This window comes from Pseudomonas sp. DNDY-54 (assembly GCF_019880365.1).
GTDB classification, from domain to species: Bacteria; Pseudomonadota; Gammaproteobacteria; order Pseudomonadales; family Pseudomonadaceae; genus Stutzerimonas; species Stutzerimonas stutzeri_P.
Genome location: NZ_CP082271.1, coordinates 3,516,778 through 3,531,639, shown reverse-complemented (window position 1 = coordinate 3,531,639; position 14,862 = coordinate 3,516,778). Strand labels below are relative to the sequence as shown.

Genomic DNA, 14,862 nt, shown 5'->3' with positions numbered 1-14,862 from the left:
TGACCCGCTGCCGCCTCGGCAGACCTTAGCTCAGCTTGCGCGGATGTGCGAAGACGATACGAAAGCAGCTACCGCCCTCGTCTCGTTCACGATAGTCCAGACGAGCCTGATTGCTTTCACACAACTCCCGGGAAATATAGAGCCCCAGTCCGGTGCCCTTGTTTTCCGTCGTGAAAAATGGCTCGAAGATATTCTGAACCTGCTCAGCCGGCACGCCCGGTCCGTCATCAAGCACTTCAAGCACCGGCAGGTCACTGCTTTCGTCACGGAACAACTTGAGCCATACCTGCGACTGCTTGCGATTGTGGCCGCTGTAGCGCAGTCCATTCTGCACCAGGTTAGTCAGGACCTGGATCAGCTGATTCGGGTCCATGCGGGTTTGCAGTGAACTGCCACGGGTCTCCACATGCACCTGTTGGTCGGCTGGCAACGTTTCGCGAAATTCGCTGGCGAACCGATGTACCCAGTATTTCAGATCTAGGAGCTGCGGCTCCGCTTGGCGACGGCGCGACAGCTGAAGGATATTCTCGATCACGAGGTTCATTCGTCGCGAATGATCCTGGATGATCTGCGTGAGTCGTAGATCCGCTGCGTCGAGCATCTCCGACTCCTGCAGCAGCTGAGCGGCATGGCTGATCGCGCCGAGCGGATTGCGGATCTCGTGGGCGATGCTCGCAGTCAAGCGGCCCAGTGAGGCGAGCTTGAGCTGCTGCGCCTTCTGCGCGATGTGTGAGATGTCTTCGAGAAAGACCAATGTGTCCTGCTTTACGCCGTGTTGCAGAGTGGCGAAGCTTGGCTGAAGTGTGGCGCCTTCGGCGGTTGCCTTGAAGTTGCGAGGCCGCAGCGTCGGATTGTCACGCCACTGCTGCAAGCCTTTGATCAGATCGGGACAGCGCGGTGCGAGGCGTTCGCCCGTCAATTCCTGCTGCCCGAGCAATTCGAGTGCGCCCTGATTGGCCAGCAGTATGCGCTCCTGAGAGTCGAGCACGAGGATCCCGGTGCGCATGCGTTGCAGGATTTGCGCGTTCAGCGCTTCGAGATTCGCGACTTCCTCGGCGCGCTGCCGAGCGAGGGTTTCGCTGACCTGCAGGCGTCGGGTCAACCCTTGTACCAGCAACGCCGCTGCAAAACACAGCGTGCCCAGTGCGGCAGCCTGAACATACTGGCTGCTCGCAGCGCTATCGTTGAGGCTTAAATAAAAGGTCAGGTAGATGAGCCCGGCTGCGGCAACTGCGGCAATAAAAAAACCAACGCGGCCGTGCAGCAGGATATTCGCGATGGCGACCGCGACAATCAGCAGGTTGCCAATGCCGCTGGGTGTCCCGCCGGCAAAGTAGAACAGCGCCGCGAGTTGGGTCACGTCTAACAGGGCGAGCGCCAGAACAGGCAGTTCCCGTTTCGGGTTCTGCAGCAGCACGGCGATGAGGATGTTGAGAATCAGGTAAAGCCAGGCGCCGAAGTGAAACGCGCCTGGGTTGATCATGCGCATCAGGTCGCTGTGTAGATCGCTGCTGATGAGCAGGACCAGCACGAGGCCAATCGCGACGCGATAAAGATGATAGAGGCGAAGGATCCGTCGGCCCTGCTGGCCTAGGAACGTCAGGTGCTCAGTTACCACCCGACTTGCTGTCCTGTTCCAGGTGCGCCTGGCTGCAATACCACCGATCATGATTCTGCAACGCCTGCTCACGTGGCAGGTGCACGCCGCATTCAGCGCAGCGAACCGTGGCCACAGTTGTCTCTCGTGGCGTGTTGGTCGTGGGTTTGGTTGTCAGACGGCGCCACAGCCAGAATGCGGCGGCGATCAGGATGATCCAGAACAACAGACGAAACAGACCCATATCTACTTCCTGGCTAAGCCATGCGGGCCCGCCGGTGTGGCAGGCTGCGGTAGGGCAATCAGTCGAACAGGCCGAAGGTCAGGTAGCTCCACCAGGAGCGGTCTTGCTGTTCGTCCTCTGCTTCTGCTTCTGCCTCGGCTTCCCTCAGCACTGGGCGCAGTTCGTCAGGCAGGTCCTGTGCGGCGTTTTCATACTGACGCACGACGTCGCGGTTGGATTGCGAGCTGTCTGGGGCTCTGTTCTCGGTTTCGATCAGTCCGAGCGTGGCGCGGGAGAGCCAGCTACGGTTATCGGCTTCCTGTTGGCGCGGCACGAATTCGCCGTCTTCCAAGCTCGGATGCTCAGGGTAATTGAGTTTGAGCGTTTCCAAACTGGTACCGGCGAGGTCTTCCAATCCTAAGCGCTGATAGGCTTCGGTCATGACGGCCAGGCCATCGCCCACGGCTGGAGTGCCTTGGAAGTTTTCTACCACATAGCGGCCACGGTTGGCGGCGGCCACATACGCCTGGCGTCGCAGGTAGTAGTCCGCAACATGAATCTCGTTTGCCGCAAGCAGATTGCGCAGATAGACCATCCGCGCCTTGGCGTCCGGTGCATAGCGGCTGTTCGGGAAGCGTGTGGTCAGCTGCGCGAATTCGTTGAATGAGTCACGTGCCGCGCCCGGGTCACGCTTGGTCATGTCTAGCGGCAGAAAGCGTGCGAGGAGCCCGCGGTCCTGATCGAACGACGCCAGGCCCTTCAGGTAATAGGCATAGTCGACACTGGGATGTTGAGGGTGCAGGCGAATAAATCGCTCGGCAGAGGAACGAGCGGCTTCTGGCTCGGTGTTGCGGTAGTAAGCGTAGATCAGTTCCAGCTGCGCCTGCTCAGCGAAACGGCCGAATGGATAGCGGGACTCCAACGCCTTCAGTTTGTTGATGGCGCTGGTGTAGCTCTTATTGTCCAGATCGGCCTGCGCCTGCCGGTACAGTTCCGCTTCGCCGAGGTTTTCGCTAATGGTTTCGTTGGACGAACAGGCAGCGGTGAGGGCGAAAATGGCGATCAGCAGCAGGTGTTTCACTTGCATGGCGGCTTGCGTCCCTGTGACGGCTGGCTGTCTCGCGCTGAGCCGTCCTGTTATGATGAGCGCCCCGGCTGGCCGGGACAAAGACGCCGTATTTAACCACAAGCGTGTTGCCGAAACCAAAGGCTCACCCGCGTCACTGCCGAAGGCGGGCTCATCGAAGTGAGCTGGCTGAGTCGCAGCCCAATTTGCTGTAGGCCGGTGGGTCCGGATATCGCGAGCCTCTATACAGTGCTCCTGGCGATAACCTGCAATGTCTCGCAGCGCGCCGTACTACCCCATTCCTTTATGAAGCGTCCCTAAATTATGTCCACGATCTCCACCCAGGCCATTCATCTTCGCGCCGAGGTGCCGTTCGACCTCGGTGGGCAGCGCCTTGATCAGGTTGCGGCTCAGTTGTTTTCTGAGCATTCCCGCTCACGCCTGGCTGCGTGGATCAAGGACGGTCGGTTGAAGGTCGATGGTGCTGCACTGCGGCCCCGTGACACCGTGCATGCCGGCGCGGTTCTGGAGCTTGCCGCCGAGCAGCAAGCGCAGGGCGAGTGGGTTGCACAGGACATTCCGCTGGATATCGTCTTTGAGGATGAGCACATCCTGGTGCTGAACAAGCCATCCGGGATCGTGGTGCATCCAGCCGCTGGGCATGCCGACGGCACGCTGCTCAACGCCTTGCTGCATCACGTTCCGAACATCATTAATGTGCCGCGAGCGGGCATCGTGCATCGGTTGGACAAGGATACGACGGGCCTGATGGTCGTAGCGAAAACGCTGCAGGCGCAGACACGGCTGGTTGAGCAGCTGCAGGCGCGCAGCGTCAGTCGCATCTATGAGGCCATTGTGATTGGCGTGATCATCACTGGCGGCACCGTTGATGCGCCGATCGGGCGGCACGGTCAGCAGCGCCAGCGCATGGCGGTCGTTGAAGGGGGCAAGCCCGCCGTCAGTCACTTTCGGGTACTTGAACGCTTCCGCTCGCACACCCACGTTCGGGTGAAGCTGGAGACCGGCCGCACACATCAGATTCGCGTGCACATGACGCATATTGGTTATCCACTGGTCGGCGACCCGCTATATAGCGGACGCTTTCGCATCCCGCCCGCGGCGAACCCGACCATGGTTCAGACGCTGCGCGATTTCCCCCGCCAAGCCCTGCATGCACGTTTCCTGGAGCTGGACCATCCGGTGACCGGCGAACGGCTGAAATGGGAGTCGCCATTACCGGATGATTTTGTTTGGCTGCTGACCCTCCTGCAGCAGGATCGCGAGGCGTTCGTAGGTTGAGCGACTGGCCAGACGACTGGATTTTGCCTGACTGGCCGGCACCTGATTCGGTCAAAGCCGTTGTCACCACGCGCAGCGGGGGCGTGAGCCAGCCTCCGTTCGATAGTTTCAATCTGGGCGATCACGTCGACGATAGACCCGAAGCCGTGGCCGCTAATCGGCAGCGGCTGCAACGAGCGCTCGGCAGCGAACCCGCCTGGATGAGCCAGGTACATTCAAATGTCGTGATAGAGGCTGATCCGCAGGCGCGGCCTACCGCGGACGCCTGTTGGACAACCCGGAAGGGAGTCGCCTGCGCAGTGCTGACTGCCGATTGTCTGCCGGTGCTATTTTGCGATTCGGCAGGGAGTCGAGTGGCGGCCGCGCATGCAGGTTGGCGTGGATTGGCGGCCGGTATGCTGGAAGCGACGGTGGTGGCGTTGGGCGAATCGCCTACCCAGCTGATGGCCTGGCTTGGACCGGCGATCGGGCCAGGCAGGTTTGAAGTGGGCGCCGAGGTGCGGGATGCGTTTGTCTCGCAGCATGCCGCGGCGTGCGACGCCTTCACCCTTAGCGGCAATCCCGGGCGCTACATGGCCGACATCTACCAGCTTGCCCGCATTCGCCTCGCTGCATGTAATGTCACGGCTGTATTCGGGGGCGGTTTCTGCACCGTCAGCGATCCTCGATTCTATTCATACCGCCGGGCTGCCCGTACTGGGCGCTTCGCTAGCCTGATCTGGCTCGACCACTAGCGCGTCATCGCCACTGCGCGGCCGGAGTGCGTGCCGCTTCGCGGAGATACCTGAACGGCTTGATTCGGTCCGTTCAGATGATCTGGATCAGTGCCATTCGACTTGAATCCTCAACAATTAGCCTCATCTAAGTTCCATCTCGCAGGCTTTTGTTCGAGGTGCGATTGAGAGCGCCGGCCTGCCTTACCTAAAAGGTGATTTCATGCGTATCGATCGTTTAACCAGCAAGCTTCAGCTTGCACTCTCCGATGCTCAATCCATTGCCGTCGGCCTGGATCATCCGTCCATCGAGCCACTGCATCTGATGCAGGCGTTGCTCGATCAGCAAGGCGGCTCCATCAGGCCGCTGCTGATGCAGGTGGGCTTCGATATCAATGGTCTGCGCCAGGCACTGACCAGAGAGCTGGACCAGTTGCCCAAGCTCCAGAACCCGACGGGCGACATGAATATGTCGCAGGATCTGGCGCGTTTGCTCAATCAGGCGGACCGCCTGGCGCAGCAGAAGGGCGACCAATACATCTCCAGTGAACTGGTCTTGCTCGCTGCGCTGGACAGCAATACCCGTCTGGGCAAGCTGCTGCTGGCGCAGGGTGTCAGCAAAAAGGCGCTGGAGAATGCCATCAGCAATCTGCGCGGCGGCGATGCGGTCAACGACCCTAATGCCGAGGAATCTCGCCAGGCGCTGGATAAATACACGGTGGACATGACCAAGCGTGCTGAGGACGGAAAACTCGATCCGGTGATTGGCCGCGATGACGAAATTCGTCGAACCATTCAGGTCCTGCAGCGCCGCACCAAGAACAATCCCGTCCTGATCGGTGAGCCGGGCGTCGGTAAAACCGCCATCGTCGAAGGGCTGGCGCAGCGTATCGTCAACGGCGAGGTTCCGGACGGTCTCAAAGACAAGCGTTTGCTGGCCCTCGATATGGGTTCGCTTATTGCCGGCGCCAAGTTTCGCGGGGAGTTCGAGGAGCGCCTCAAGGCGGTGCTGAACGAGCTGAGCAAGCAGGAAGGCCGCGTGATCCTGTTTATCGACGAGTTGCACACGATGGTCGGCGCCGGCAAGGCTGAAGGCGCCATGGATGCAGGCAACATGCTCAAGCCGGCGCTCGCGCGTGGCGAGTTGCATTGCGTCGGCGCCACGACGCTCGATGAGTATCGCCAGTACATTGAAAAGGACGCAGCGCTGGAGCGGCGCTTCCAGCGTGTGCAGGTCGATGAGCCGAGCGAGGAGGACACGATCGCTATCTTGCGCGGCCTGAAAGAGCGCTATGAAGTGCACCACGGCGTTTCGATTACCGATGGCGCAATCATTGCGGCCGCGAAGCTGTCGCACCGCTATATCACTGACCGGCAGCTGCCGGACAAGGCGATCGATTTGATAGACGAGGCGGCCAGCCGCATCCGCATGGAGATTGACTCCAAGCCGGAGGAGCTGGATCGCCTGGATCGGCGTCTGATCCAGTTGAAGATCGAGCGTGAAGCGCTGAAAAATGAGGACGATGAAGCGACCAAGAAGCGCTTGGCCAAGCTCGACGAGGAAATCGTCAAGCTAGAGCGCGAATACGCCGATCTGGAGGAAATCTGGAAGTCGGAGAAGGCTGAAGTACAGGGTTCCGCTCAAATGCAGCAGAAGATCGAGCAGGCCAAGGCTGATCTTGAAGCGGCTCGACGCAAGGGCGACCTGGCACGGATGGCGGAGTTGCAGTACGGCGTCATCCCGGACCTCGAGCGCAGCCTGCAAATGGTGGATCAGCATGGAAAAACTGAGAACCAGTTGCTGCGTAATAAGGTGACCGATGAGGAGATCGCTGAGGTGGTCTCGAAGTGGACGGGCATCCCGGTGTCGAAAATGCTCGAAGGCGAGCGTGAGAAACTCCTCAAGATGGAGGATCTGCTGCATCAGCGCGTGATCGGCCAGCACGAGGCCGTGGTTTCGGTCGCTAACGCTGTTCGGCGCTCTCGTGCCGGTCTGGCTGACCCGAACCGCCCCAGTGGTTCGTTCCTGTTTCTCGGCCCGACCGGTGTGGGCAAGACCGAGCTGTGCAAAGCGCTGGCGGAGTTCCTCTTTGATACCGAAGAGGCGATGATCCGCATCGACATGTCCGAATTCATGGAGAAGCATTCCGTGGCGCGGCTGATAGGCGCGCCGCCGGGCTACGTCGGCTATGAGGAGGGCGGCTATCTGACCGAGGCCGTGCGTCGCAAGCCTTACTCGGTGGTCCTGCTGGACGAAGTCGAAAAGGCCCATCCGGATGTTTTCAATATTCTCCTGCAGGTTCTTGAAGACGGCCGCCTGACCGATAGCCATGGGCGTACGGTGGACTTCCGCAACACAGTGATCGTGATGACGTCGAATCTGGGCTCGAGTCAAATCCAGGAGCTGGTCGGTGACCCCGATGCTCAACGTGCCGCTGTCATGGATGCGGTGAGCAGCCACTTCCGGCCGGAATTCATCAACCGTATCGACGAGGTGGTTGTATTTGATCCGCTGGCACGCGAGCAGATTGCTGGCATCGCACAGATTCAGCTGGGTCGTCTGCAGCAAAGGCTAGCGGAGCGCGAATTGAGTCTGGAGCTCAGCGAAGAGGCCATCGACAAGCTGGTGGCCGTCGGTTATGACCCGGTCTATGGCGCCCGTCCGCTGAAGCGTGCCATCCAGCGCTGGATCGAAAACCCACTTGCTCAAAGCATCCTGTCTGGGGCCTTCGAGCCGGGCTCCGCCATTGTCGGCAAGGTGGAGGGCGACGACATCAGCTTCGCTGCGTCTTAAAGGCTGCTTAGTCGGGGCGGCTGCACGGCCGCTCCGGCTCGCTTCGGGCCTCGCTTGATGCCTAGATCAAACCCACTCGCAAATCATTGTAGTAAATCGTATTTTTTCTGTTGACAGCTGCGCCGAGAACCGTAAAATGGCGCGCCTCTGAAGGGGGTTTGTAAGCAACACAGCAAGCCAGCCGAGGAGATGGAAGTAGTTCCGCGATAGCTCAGTCGGTAGAGCAAATGACTGTTAATCATTGGGTCCCAGGTTCGAGTCCTGGTCGCGGAGCCAAATTCCAATCGGGGTATAGCGCAGTCCGGTAGCGCGCCTGCTTTGGGAGCAGGATGTCGGGAGTTCGAATCCCCCTACCCCGACCATTTTTGGGTCGTTAGCTCAGTTGGTAGAGCAGTTGGCTTTTAACCAATTGGTCGTAGGTTCGAATCCCACACGACCCACCAAAATCGCCTTGAAAGGGGCGTAAGAAGCCGGAAGGTCCGAGAGGGCCTTCCGGTTTTTTCTTGCCTGCGATTTCTTCAGCGAAGCAGCTGCCTTTCTTATTCGTTTACACGTTGCGATGTCTGCGCCTCCTTTGGAGGCGCTGTTTCGGATTGATCCGATTAATGCAGTTTGAGGCGGGGGACGGTGCTGGTGCTCAGTTTGTCGCCGACCATCATCAGTGCAGTGCGCGCGACGCCATACAGGGCGATCTGATGCATTCGGTACAGTGAGACATAGAACATTCTTGCCAGCCAGCCTTCGAGCATGACGTTGCCGGTGAGATTGCCCATGAGGTTGCCGACAGCAGAGAAGCTCGACAGAGAAATCAGCGAGCCATAGTCACGATAACGGTAGCTGAGCAGGCTTTCGCCTTTAAGGCGTCTGGCGAGCGACTTGGCGAGCAGCGAGGCCTGCTGATGTGCTGCTTGGGCTCTGGGCGGGACATTGCGGTCACTGTCTGGTTGTGGACATGCTGCGCAATCGCCGAAGGCGAATATGTTTTCGTCTCGGGTGGTCTGCAGCGTTGGCAGAACCTGAAGCTGATTGATCCGGTTGGTTTCCAGGCCGTTTATCTCACGCAGGAAACTGGGGGCTCGGATGCCGGCGGCCCAGACCTTAAGCGTCGCTGGCACAAAGTCGCCGTTTTTGGTTTGCAGGCCGTCTTCGGTGACCTCGCTTACCGCGGCGTCGGTGAGTACCGTTACGCCCAGTTCGCGCAGGGTCTGATGCACCGGCTGGCCGATGCGCTCCGGTAGTGCGGGCAGCACACGTGGCCCGGCCTCTATCAATGTAATTCGGACATTTTCCGGTTTGATGCCGTCGAGTCCGTAGGCAGCGAGCTCACGTGCGGCATGGTGCAATTCCGCTGCCAGCTCGACGCCCGTGGCGCCAGCCCCCACGATGGCCATGTTGATGGTGCCGTGGCTACCTTCGCTGGCATGGGCACGCATATAGTGACTAAGCAGACGACGGTGGAAGCGTTCAGCCTGCTCTCGCGTGTCGAGGAAAATGCAATGCTCGGCTGCGCCCTTGGTTCCGAAGTCGTTGGTGGTGCTGCCCACTGCGATTACGAGCGTGTCATAGCTGAGCGTACGTGCCGGCACCAGCTCGATACCGTGCTCGTCAAACGTGGCTGCAAGGTGCACGCACTTTCGCTCTCGCTCCAGGCCGCTCATACGGCCCATCTGAAACTCGAAGTGGTTCCATTTGGCCTGCGCCACATAGTTGAGCTCGTCGGCAGACGAATTCAGCGAGCCCGCGGCAACTTCGTGTAGCAAGGGTTTCCAGATATGCGTCAGGTTGGCGTCAATCAGCGTGACGCGGGCCTTGCCGCGTTTACCCAGGGTTCTACCCAGGCGGGTAGCAAGCTCCAGCCCGCCAGCGCCGCCGCCGACGATTACGATGCGATGTGTCATGGAATGAACTCATAAGGCTTTGCGGAATGCGGTCGAACGACTGGAGAAGAGACGGGATGCTCACAACACCAGGCGACTCAGGAGGCGGCTCAGTAGGCCTAGACCGAAGACGACAGCCAGAACCAGCACAAGGAGCAGCCAGGGCCGAAAGGGCCGGCGCTCGACTTGATGCTGTGGTGCGCTGAGATACTGGTCAACGCGTTTCTGGTCTTCGGGATTCAGGCGGCTTGGCATACGCACCTCGAGAGGGGATGCAGACATTCTAGCGGTGCGGCGGCAAAAGCCAAGCAAGCTGGGCCCTGCGGCGGCGTTCGTAGGGCAGTGATGCAGGGTACATGGTTGGGAGCTGGGCAGCGCGACTGCTGCATGCCCAGGCTGATGCCGGCCGCTACCGGCTGGTGTGCTTCAGGTTCCGTAGATTTCCGATCACCGATTCCAATGCGCGATCGAAGAGCAGTGCGTCGTTAAGAAGGCGGATAGCGCCTCGGCGGAACTCAATTGCAAGTCCCATTCGGGTTTTTTCCAGCACCTTCATGCCGGTACGGTTCACGAAAATGTACTTGCCGGTGGGCTTGATCACAGCGGCAAGCTTGCACCGAAGCTTGTGATCTTCATCTTCCTGGAATTCGACCCAACTGCCGACCCTCAGGTTGTCGACCTGGATCAACGCTTCATCACTGTCGGCCAGATTGATCTCCGGCTCCTGCTCTCGGCTTTCGCCAGGCGCCAGCAGGACGATTTCCTCATTGACCTGAACCATGGCAGGCGTGGCGGGGCTGTCGACGTGTTCGTCGCGCGGAGGAAGTTCTAGCGTCTGGTCAGTAACGGTCTCGCGCTGAGTGAGCGAATCGTTGCTAGGGGCAGATTGAATAATCGGCTGGTTGAGTTGCTGTAATGTTTGTACATGCAACGCCTCCAGTTGGGTGAAGAAGTCACTCGTGGAGAAAGGGTCAAACGCGGCACTGACCAAACCCTCACGAAGTTTTTTCAGCAAACTCGGTACCAGTTCCAGCAGCTGGGAGCGTGATTCAGGGCTCTCATGCGGCCCTACGCTCCAGATCAGCTCGTCCATCGTGGCCAAGGCGGACTGCCATTGCTCGGATTGAGTGCCGTGCTTCAGACAGGTCAAAAGCAGCACTTTGCTCCAGGCTTCTTGCAGCAGCCGGACGACCACCTCGGGAAGCGTCTTGCCAAGCAGGCGTTCATTCAACGCGTGCTCGACTTCCTGACGGGCCATCTCGGCCTTGGCGCGGCCTTCTTCGGCATCCCGGGTGCGTTGCTCAAGTAGCTCGCTGCGGCGGCGCTCATCGCCTGTGAAGGCAAGGAAATCGGCCAGCAGCTCGGAAAAGATAGCGGGGTCGTCGACAAAGTCGTTCAGCAGGCGGGCCACGACCTGCTCGATCTTCTGGTAAAGACTGTCGCGCTGGGCTTCGTCCTGATCGCCCCAGCCCATAGCTGCCGAAGCAATCTCGTTGAGCAGGCGGCGCGCAGGATGGCTGCCGCGGCTGAAGAACGTCTTGTCCAGCACCGCGACTTTCAGTACAGGGATCTGCAGTCGACCAATCAATGCCTTGAGCGAGTCCGGCAACGTGCGATCGTCAAGGATGAACTCGAACAACATCGACACAAGATTTATGACGTCTTCGTCTACCTCGCCGACAACGCGCGATTTACCGCTCTTGGCGCTGACACGGTGCAGGAGTTGTTCAAGCTGCCCCTGGAGATCGTATTCGTCAACTTGGTGTGGGGCGCGAGACTGTAAATGCGAGAGCAGGCGCATCAGGTCGTTACTGGAAATCGGGACGGCGTCACTCGGCAGGTTACGGGCGGGTAGTGCGCTGCCACGTAGCTCCGATAGCAGAGCCTGAAGCGCGCCGAACGCTTCGTGCACGCCATTGTCGGTGTACGCGGCCGATTCGCTAAAGCCTGAACCTGATTGCTGCGTGCTGCCCCCCGTCGCGCCTGGCCGGCTTGGCGAGCGGCGCGGTAATGCCGACTGCAATTCCGGCAGGATCCCAGCCGCGACCAGCGTCTGGTTCGATTCGGCGTAGAGCTGATCGAGGTCTGTCAGGACGTAGCGTTCGAACAGCTTGAGAATGATCAGCTTGACCTTGATCTCGACGCCCAGGCTGCGGCACGCCTCAAGGAAATATTCGCAGAGCTGTTGGGGGCCCAGCGGATTGTTCTTGTCGTCCAGTTTTCTGCTCACCAGCACGTTCATGCGAGTCGTGAGGTGGCTCAGTGGCTGGCTGGCGCGGCTCATTACCTTGGCGACCATCGTGTCGATCGCAACGGATTCTTCCAGCTCGTCGTTTTGCACCAGTGCCAGACTTTCGAATGATGCTTCCGGCTGCGGCGGCTTGCCAATCTCGTACTGATTGAGTTTGGCGAAGGATTCGAAGACATGCTGTAAAAAACTGCGTTCAATGCCGCGGCGCTTCATGCGCAAGTCACGCATGGCTTCGAAGAAAGCGTTCTGCTCAGCGTTACTGGTGGCGCGATCGGCAATTTCGAAGAGCGAATCGTCTGCGTTATCGAATAACGTCTGCAGCGATAGGCGCAGCTGTTGAGCCGCTTTATCGCGGACGCTGATGAGCGCGACCGGCAGTCTGCCTGCCGGCGAGGTCGGCTTTTGCTCAGGGGTGGCCTTGAGATGCACCACTTTCGCATCGGTTCGCATTGAGACTCTCCGGTCGCCTGCTTATTCAAGCGCTCAACAACGCGTAGCATGCCGCTGATAAAGGGCGGGGGCAACGGCTTAGCAATCATGGCAAGTGGCCGCCATTTCACTGGCGCCAATTTATGAAGCCATTATATGCGTCTTATTCATCAGCCTAGCGCGGTTTTCTTTTGTACATGACACAGCTCACAGATACTTTTTTCTGAACAGATAATGGCCTGTTGCCAGCTATTCGCTTACTAGTCCAAGGCACTTGGCCTCTCCACGGCGCGGGCCCATGCTGATTCGCAGCGAGGCTACGCTTTATACTCTCGGCGAATTCAATGGGAGCTCGTCGTGGCCAATATCACCCTAGCGGACCTTTCCGCTGAAATCGAAACCAATGTGCGCAAGGCGCTGGCTGAGGATGTTGGAGCTGGCGACATCACGGCGCAGCTTATTCCGGCGGAGCGGCTCGCTCATGCGGCGGTGATCACGCGTGAGAATGCAGTCGTAAGCGGTACGGCGTGGGTGGATGCGGTGTTTCGCCAGTTGGATCCGCGCGTGGCCGTGCACTGGCAAGTATCCGATGGTGACCAGGTGACGGCCGACCGTGTTCTGTTTCATCTCGAGGGCCCGGCGCGTGCGTTGCTCTGTGGCGAGCGCGCAGCGCTGAATTTTCTGCAGACGCTTTCGGGCGTCGCGACCCGATGCCGTCATTATGCGGACCTTGTTGAAGGTACCGGTGTGAAACTGCTCGATACTCGCAAAACCATTCCCGGCTTGCGACTGGCGCAAAAGTACGCGGTCACCTGTGGCGGCTGCCACAACCATCGAATCGGTTTGTACGATGCATTTCTGATCAAGGAAAACCACATCGCGGCGTGTGGCGGGATCGCCGAAGCCGTGGCTGCAGCTCATGGGATCGCGCCGGGCAAACCGGTAGAGATAGAGGTCGAAAATCTCGATGAACTGGAGCAGGCGCTACGTGCCGGCGCCGATATTGTGATGCTCGATGAGCTTAGCCTGGCGGACATGCGTAGCGCGGTGGGTATGGCGGCTGGGCGGGCGAAGCTGGAAGCGTCGGGCGGCATCGATGAAGAGACGTTACGTACGATTGCCGAAACGGGTGTGGACTTTATATCGATTGGTGCGCTGACCAAGCATGTGCGGGCGATCGATCTTTCGATGCGTTTGAAACAGTAGCGGAGCGGGAAGCGGCACCGATGGTGCCGCTGGTTTGAGTCAGTGTCTGCTCTTCAGGCCGAAGTTCTCATCCAGTGTGCCCGGAACGTCCGGCCCTTTGGGCGCGTAGTCCTTGGGCGGCTCGGTAAACGTCGGGGAGGTCAGTCGTTCGCGGTGGCCATGAGTTTCTTCACTGTGCAGCGCAGCCAGCAGGCGCTGACGGGTTTGCTCGTCCAGTGCGAGCTTGTCGGCGCCTTCTGATAGGTGATTCTGCATGTCCTGATAGCTGTTGGTCAGTTTTCGCAACAGGCTGGCGGTGGTATTGAAATGCGTGACCACTTCGCTCTGATAGGTATCCAGGCGCTCCTGCAAATCATCCACCTGGCGCTGCGTGCTGTTTGGGGCGCTATTACGCGCAATCAGAAAACCAATAACGATGCCGGCAATCACGCCGACGATCGGGAGCAACCAAGTCGCGAGGGTCTGTTCCACGAGTACTTCCTCTCTATAAAACGGCTGTGCTGTACAGCAGCTAAAAAATCCTGCGGCAGCGGTCGGGCAGGGTAGCCACCGGGCCGGGACGCAGTTTAACTCCGGTGTTATGCGGTGGTTTTCCTGCGGCCTGATACGTTAACGTCTCGTACCTGCCCTGTATACCGCAACGCGCTAAGGCGATAGCAACGCAGGTTCAAGCAAGACGAGTCGACTAGTCCCACGGTCACGGAGTTACTTTGTTGAAACGTGAAATACCTGTAACCATCGAGGGGCCGGCCGGTGCGCTGGAAGGCCTGCATTTCGACCAGGCCGACGCGCGCGGGCTGGCGCTGATCTGTCATCCCAACCCTGTCAAAGGCGGCACCATGCTGAATAAGGTGGTGTCGACATTGCAGCGCACCGCCCGAGATGCGGGCTTCACTACCCTTCGTTTCAATTTTCGCGGAGTCGGCAGCAGCGCTGGCAGTCATGACATGAAGACCGGCGAAATCGATGATGCTGAGGCGGCGCTGCGCTGGCTTCAGGCGCAGCACCCAGAACTCCCGCTGACGTTGATGGGTTTCTCCTACGGCGGCTTCGTGGCGGCGGCGCTGGCGGGGCGGATCGAGGCGCGCGGCGAGTCGCTGGACCGATTGTTCATGGTTGCTCCGGCGGTGTCGCGCTTGGCGGATCAGCCATTGGCCGAACGCTGCGAGTTGACCATCATCCAGCCAGACGATGACGAGGTCATCGACGCGACGTCGGTGCACGCGTTCTCCGCAGCGCTTGGGCGGCCCCACGAGTTGCTGAAAGTGGCAGAATGCGGCCACTTTTTCCACGGCAAGCTGGTAGACCTGAAAGAGCTGGTGGCGCCACGGCTGGCCTAGCAAACGGCCCGCTGCAGCGCTGTACTGCCCCGGCGTAACATTCCCGCTACCCTTCGGCGACCGCCAG

General features: G+C 59.5%; 12 protein-coding genes and 3 tRNA genes. 8 read left to right on the top strand and 7 right to left on the bottom strand.

Annotated elements, in window-relative coordinates:
* Nucleotides 1–25: 25 nt before the first annotated feature.
* The 3 genes from K4O48_RS16455 to K4O48_RS16445 are packed head-to-tail and all read right to left on the bottom strand — an operon-like array spanning nt 26 to nt 2,907.
* Nucleotides 26–1,618 (bottom strand): sensor histidine kinase, encoded by a 1,593-nt coding sequence (locus tag K4O48_RS16455; protein ID WP_260523645.1) that lies wholly within the window; start codon nt 1,616–1,618, stop codon nt 26–28.
* On the bottom strand, nt 1,608–1,841 hold the full coding sequence (locus K4O48_RS16450) for a PP0621 family protein (protein ID WP_222909449.1): 234 nt from the start codon (nt 1,839–1,841) through the stop codon (nt 1,608–1,610). The genes K4O48_RS16455 and K4O48_RS16450 overlap by 11 nt, the downstream gene beginning before the upstream one ends.
* Before the next feature lie 58 nt (nt 1,842–1,899).
* Entirely contained in the window at nt 1,900–2,907 is a 1,008-nt protein-coding gene (locus K4O48_RS16445; protein ID WP_222909448.1) for an outer membrane protein assembly factor BamD, read from the bottom strand.
* A 303-nt stretch (nt 2,908–3,210) separates the two neighbouring features.
* Here K4O48_RS16445 and rluD point away from each other — a divergent pair, with 303 nt between their 5' ends.
* From rluD to K4O48_RS16415, 6 genes are all read left to right on the top strand, one after another.
* Nucleotides 3,211–4,185 carry a 23S rRNA pseudouridine(1911/1915/1917) synthase RluD gene (gene rluD / locus K4O48_RS16440; RefSeq protein WP_222909447.1) on the top strand — a complete coding sequence of 325 codons (975 nt, stop codon included), beginning with the start codon at nt 3,211–3,213 and terminating at the stop codon, nt 4,183–4,185.
* A complete protein-coding gene (pgeF, locus tag K4O48_RS16435; protein ID WP_222909446.1) occupies nt 4,182–4,919 on the top strand; it encodes a peptidoglycan editing factor PgeF in 738 nt (245 codons plus the stop codon). Before rluD ends, pgeF begins: the two co-directional genes overlap by 4 nt.
* Nucleotides 4,920–5,121: 202 nt before the next feature.
* A complete protein-coding gene (gene clpB, locus K4O48_RS16430) occupies nt 5,122–7,692 on the top strand; it encodes an ATP-dependent chaperone ClpB (RefSeq protein WP_222909445.1) in 2,571 nt (856 codons plus the stop codon).
* Nucleotides 7,693–7,892: 200 nt separating this feature from the next.
* Nucleotides 7,893–7,968 (top strand) — tRNA-Asn (locus K4O48_RS16425).
* Nucleotides 7,969–7,977: 9 nt separating this feature from the next.
* Nucleotides 7,978–8,054 (top strand) — tRNA-Pro (locus tag K4O48_RS16420).
* Nucleotides 8,055–8,059: 5 nt separating this feature from the next.
* Nucleotides 8,060–8,135 (top strand) — tRNA-Lys (locus K4O48_RS16415).
* A 159-nt stretch (nt 8,136–8,294) separates the two neighbouring features.
* On the opposite strand, the gene K4O48_RS16410 is transcribed toward K4O48_RS16415, so the two are convergent.
* From K4O48_RS16410 to K4O48_RS16400, 3 genes are all read right to left on the bottom strand, one after another.
* Nucleotides 8,295–9,590: an NAD(P)/FAD-dependent oxidoreductase gene (locus K4O48_RS16410; RefSeq protein ID WP_222909444.1), complete on the bottom strand. Its 1,296-nt coding sequence runs from the start codon at nt 9,588–9,590 to the stop codon at nt 8,295–8,297.
* Nucleotides 9,591–9,650: 60 nt separating this feature from the next.
* Nucleotides 9,651–9,824 (bottom strand): DUF3094 family protein, encoded by a 174-nt coding sequence (locus tag K4O48_RS16405; protein WP_222909443.1) that lies wholly within the window; start codon nt 9,822–9,824, stop codon nt 9,651–9,653.
* Between the two features lie 154 nt (nt 9,825–9,978).
* Nucleotides 9,979–12,270, bottom strand: coding sequence for a DUF1631 domain-containing protein (locus K4O48_RS16400; protein ID WP_222909442.1), 2,292 nt, complete (start codon nt 12,268–12,270; stop codon nt 9,979–9,981).
* A gap of 336 nt (nt 12,271–12,606) precedes the next feature.
* Between K4O48_RS16400 and nadC the strand changes: the two genes are divergently transcribed.
* Nucleotides 12,607–13,455, top strand: a complete 849-nt coding sequence (gene nadC / locus K4O48_RS16395) for a carboxylating nicotinate-nucleotide diphosphorylase (RefSeq protein ID WP_222909441.1) — start codon at nt 12,607–12,609, stop codon at nt 13,453–13,455.
* Nucleotides 13,456–13,494: 39 nt separating this feature from the next.
* On the opposite strand, the gene K4O48_RS16390 is transcribed toward nadC, so the two are convergent.
* Nucleotides 13,495–13,926: a YhcB family protein gene (locus K4O48_RS16390; RefSeq protein ID WP_222909440.1), complete on the bottom strand. Its 432-nt coding sequence runs from the start codon at nt 13,924–13,926 to the stop codon at nt 13,495–13,497.
* Between the two features lie 239 nt (nt 13,927–14,165).
* On the opposite strand from K4O48_RS16390, the gene K4O48_RS16385 reads away from it, so the two are divergent.
* A complete protein-coding gene (locus K4O48_RS16385) occupies nt 14,166–14,795 on the top strand; it encodes an alpha/beta hydrolase (RefSeq protein WP_222909439.1) in 630 nt (209 codons plus the stop codon).
* The last annotated feature ends 67 nt before the right edge of the window (nt 14,796–14,862 follow it).

Bases quoted from the DNA above. Each gene is read 5' to 3' on its own strand.
- K4O48_RS16450 (WP_222909449.1), bottom strand. From the start codon at position 1,841: ATGGGTCTGTTTCGTCTGTTGTTCTGGATCATCCTGATCGCCGCCGCA.
- K4O48_RS16445 (WP_222909448.1), bottom strand. From the start codon at position 2,907: ATGCAAGTGAAACACCTGCTGCTGATCGCCATTTTCGCCCTCACCGCT.
- rluD (WP_222909447.1), top strand. From the start codon at position 3,211: ATGTCCACGATCTCCACCCAGGCCATTCATCTTCGCGCCGAGGTGCCG.
- clpB (WP_222909445.1), top strand. From the start codon at position 5,122: ATGCGTATCGATCGTTTAACCAGCAAGCTTCAGCTTGCACTCTCCGAT.
- K4O48_RS16410 (WP_222909444.1), bottom strand. From the start codon at position 9,590: ATGACACATCGCATCGTAATCGTCGGCGGCGGCGCTGGCGGGCTGGAG.
- K4O48_RS16405 (WP_222909443.1), bottom strand. From the start codon at position 9,824: ATGCCAAGCCGCCTGAATCCCGAAGACCAGAAACGCGTTGACCAGTAT.
- K4O48_RS16400 (WP_222909442.1), bottom strand. From the start codon at position 12,270: ATGCGAACCGATGCGAAAGTGGTGCATCTCAAGGCCACCCCTGAGCAA.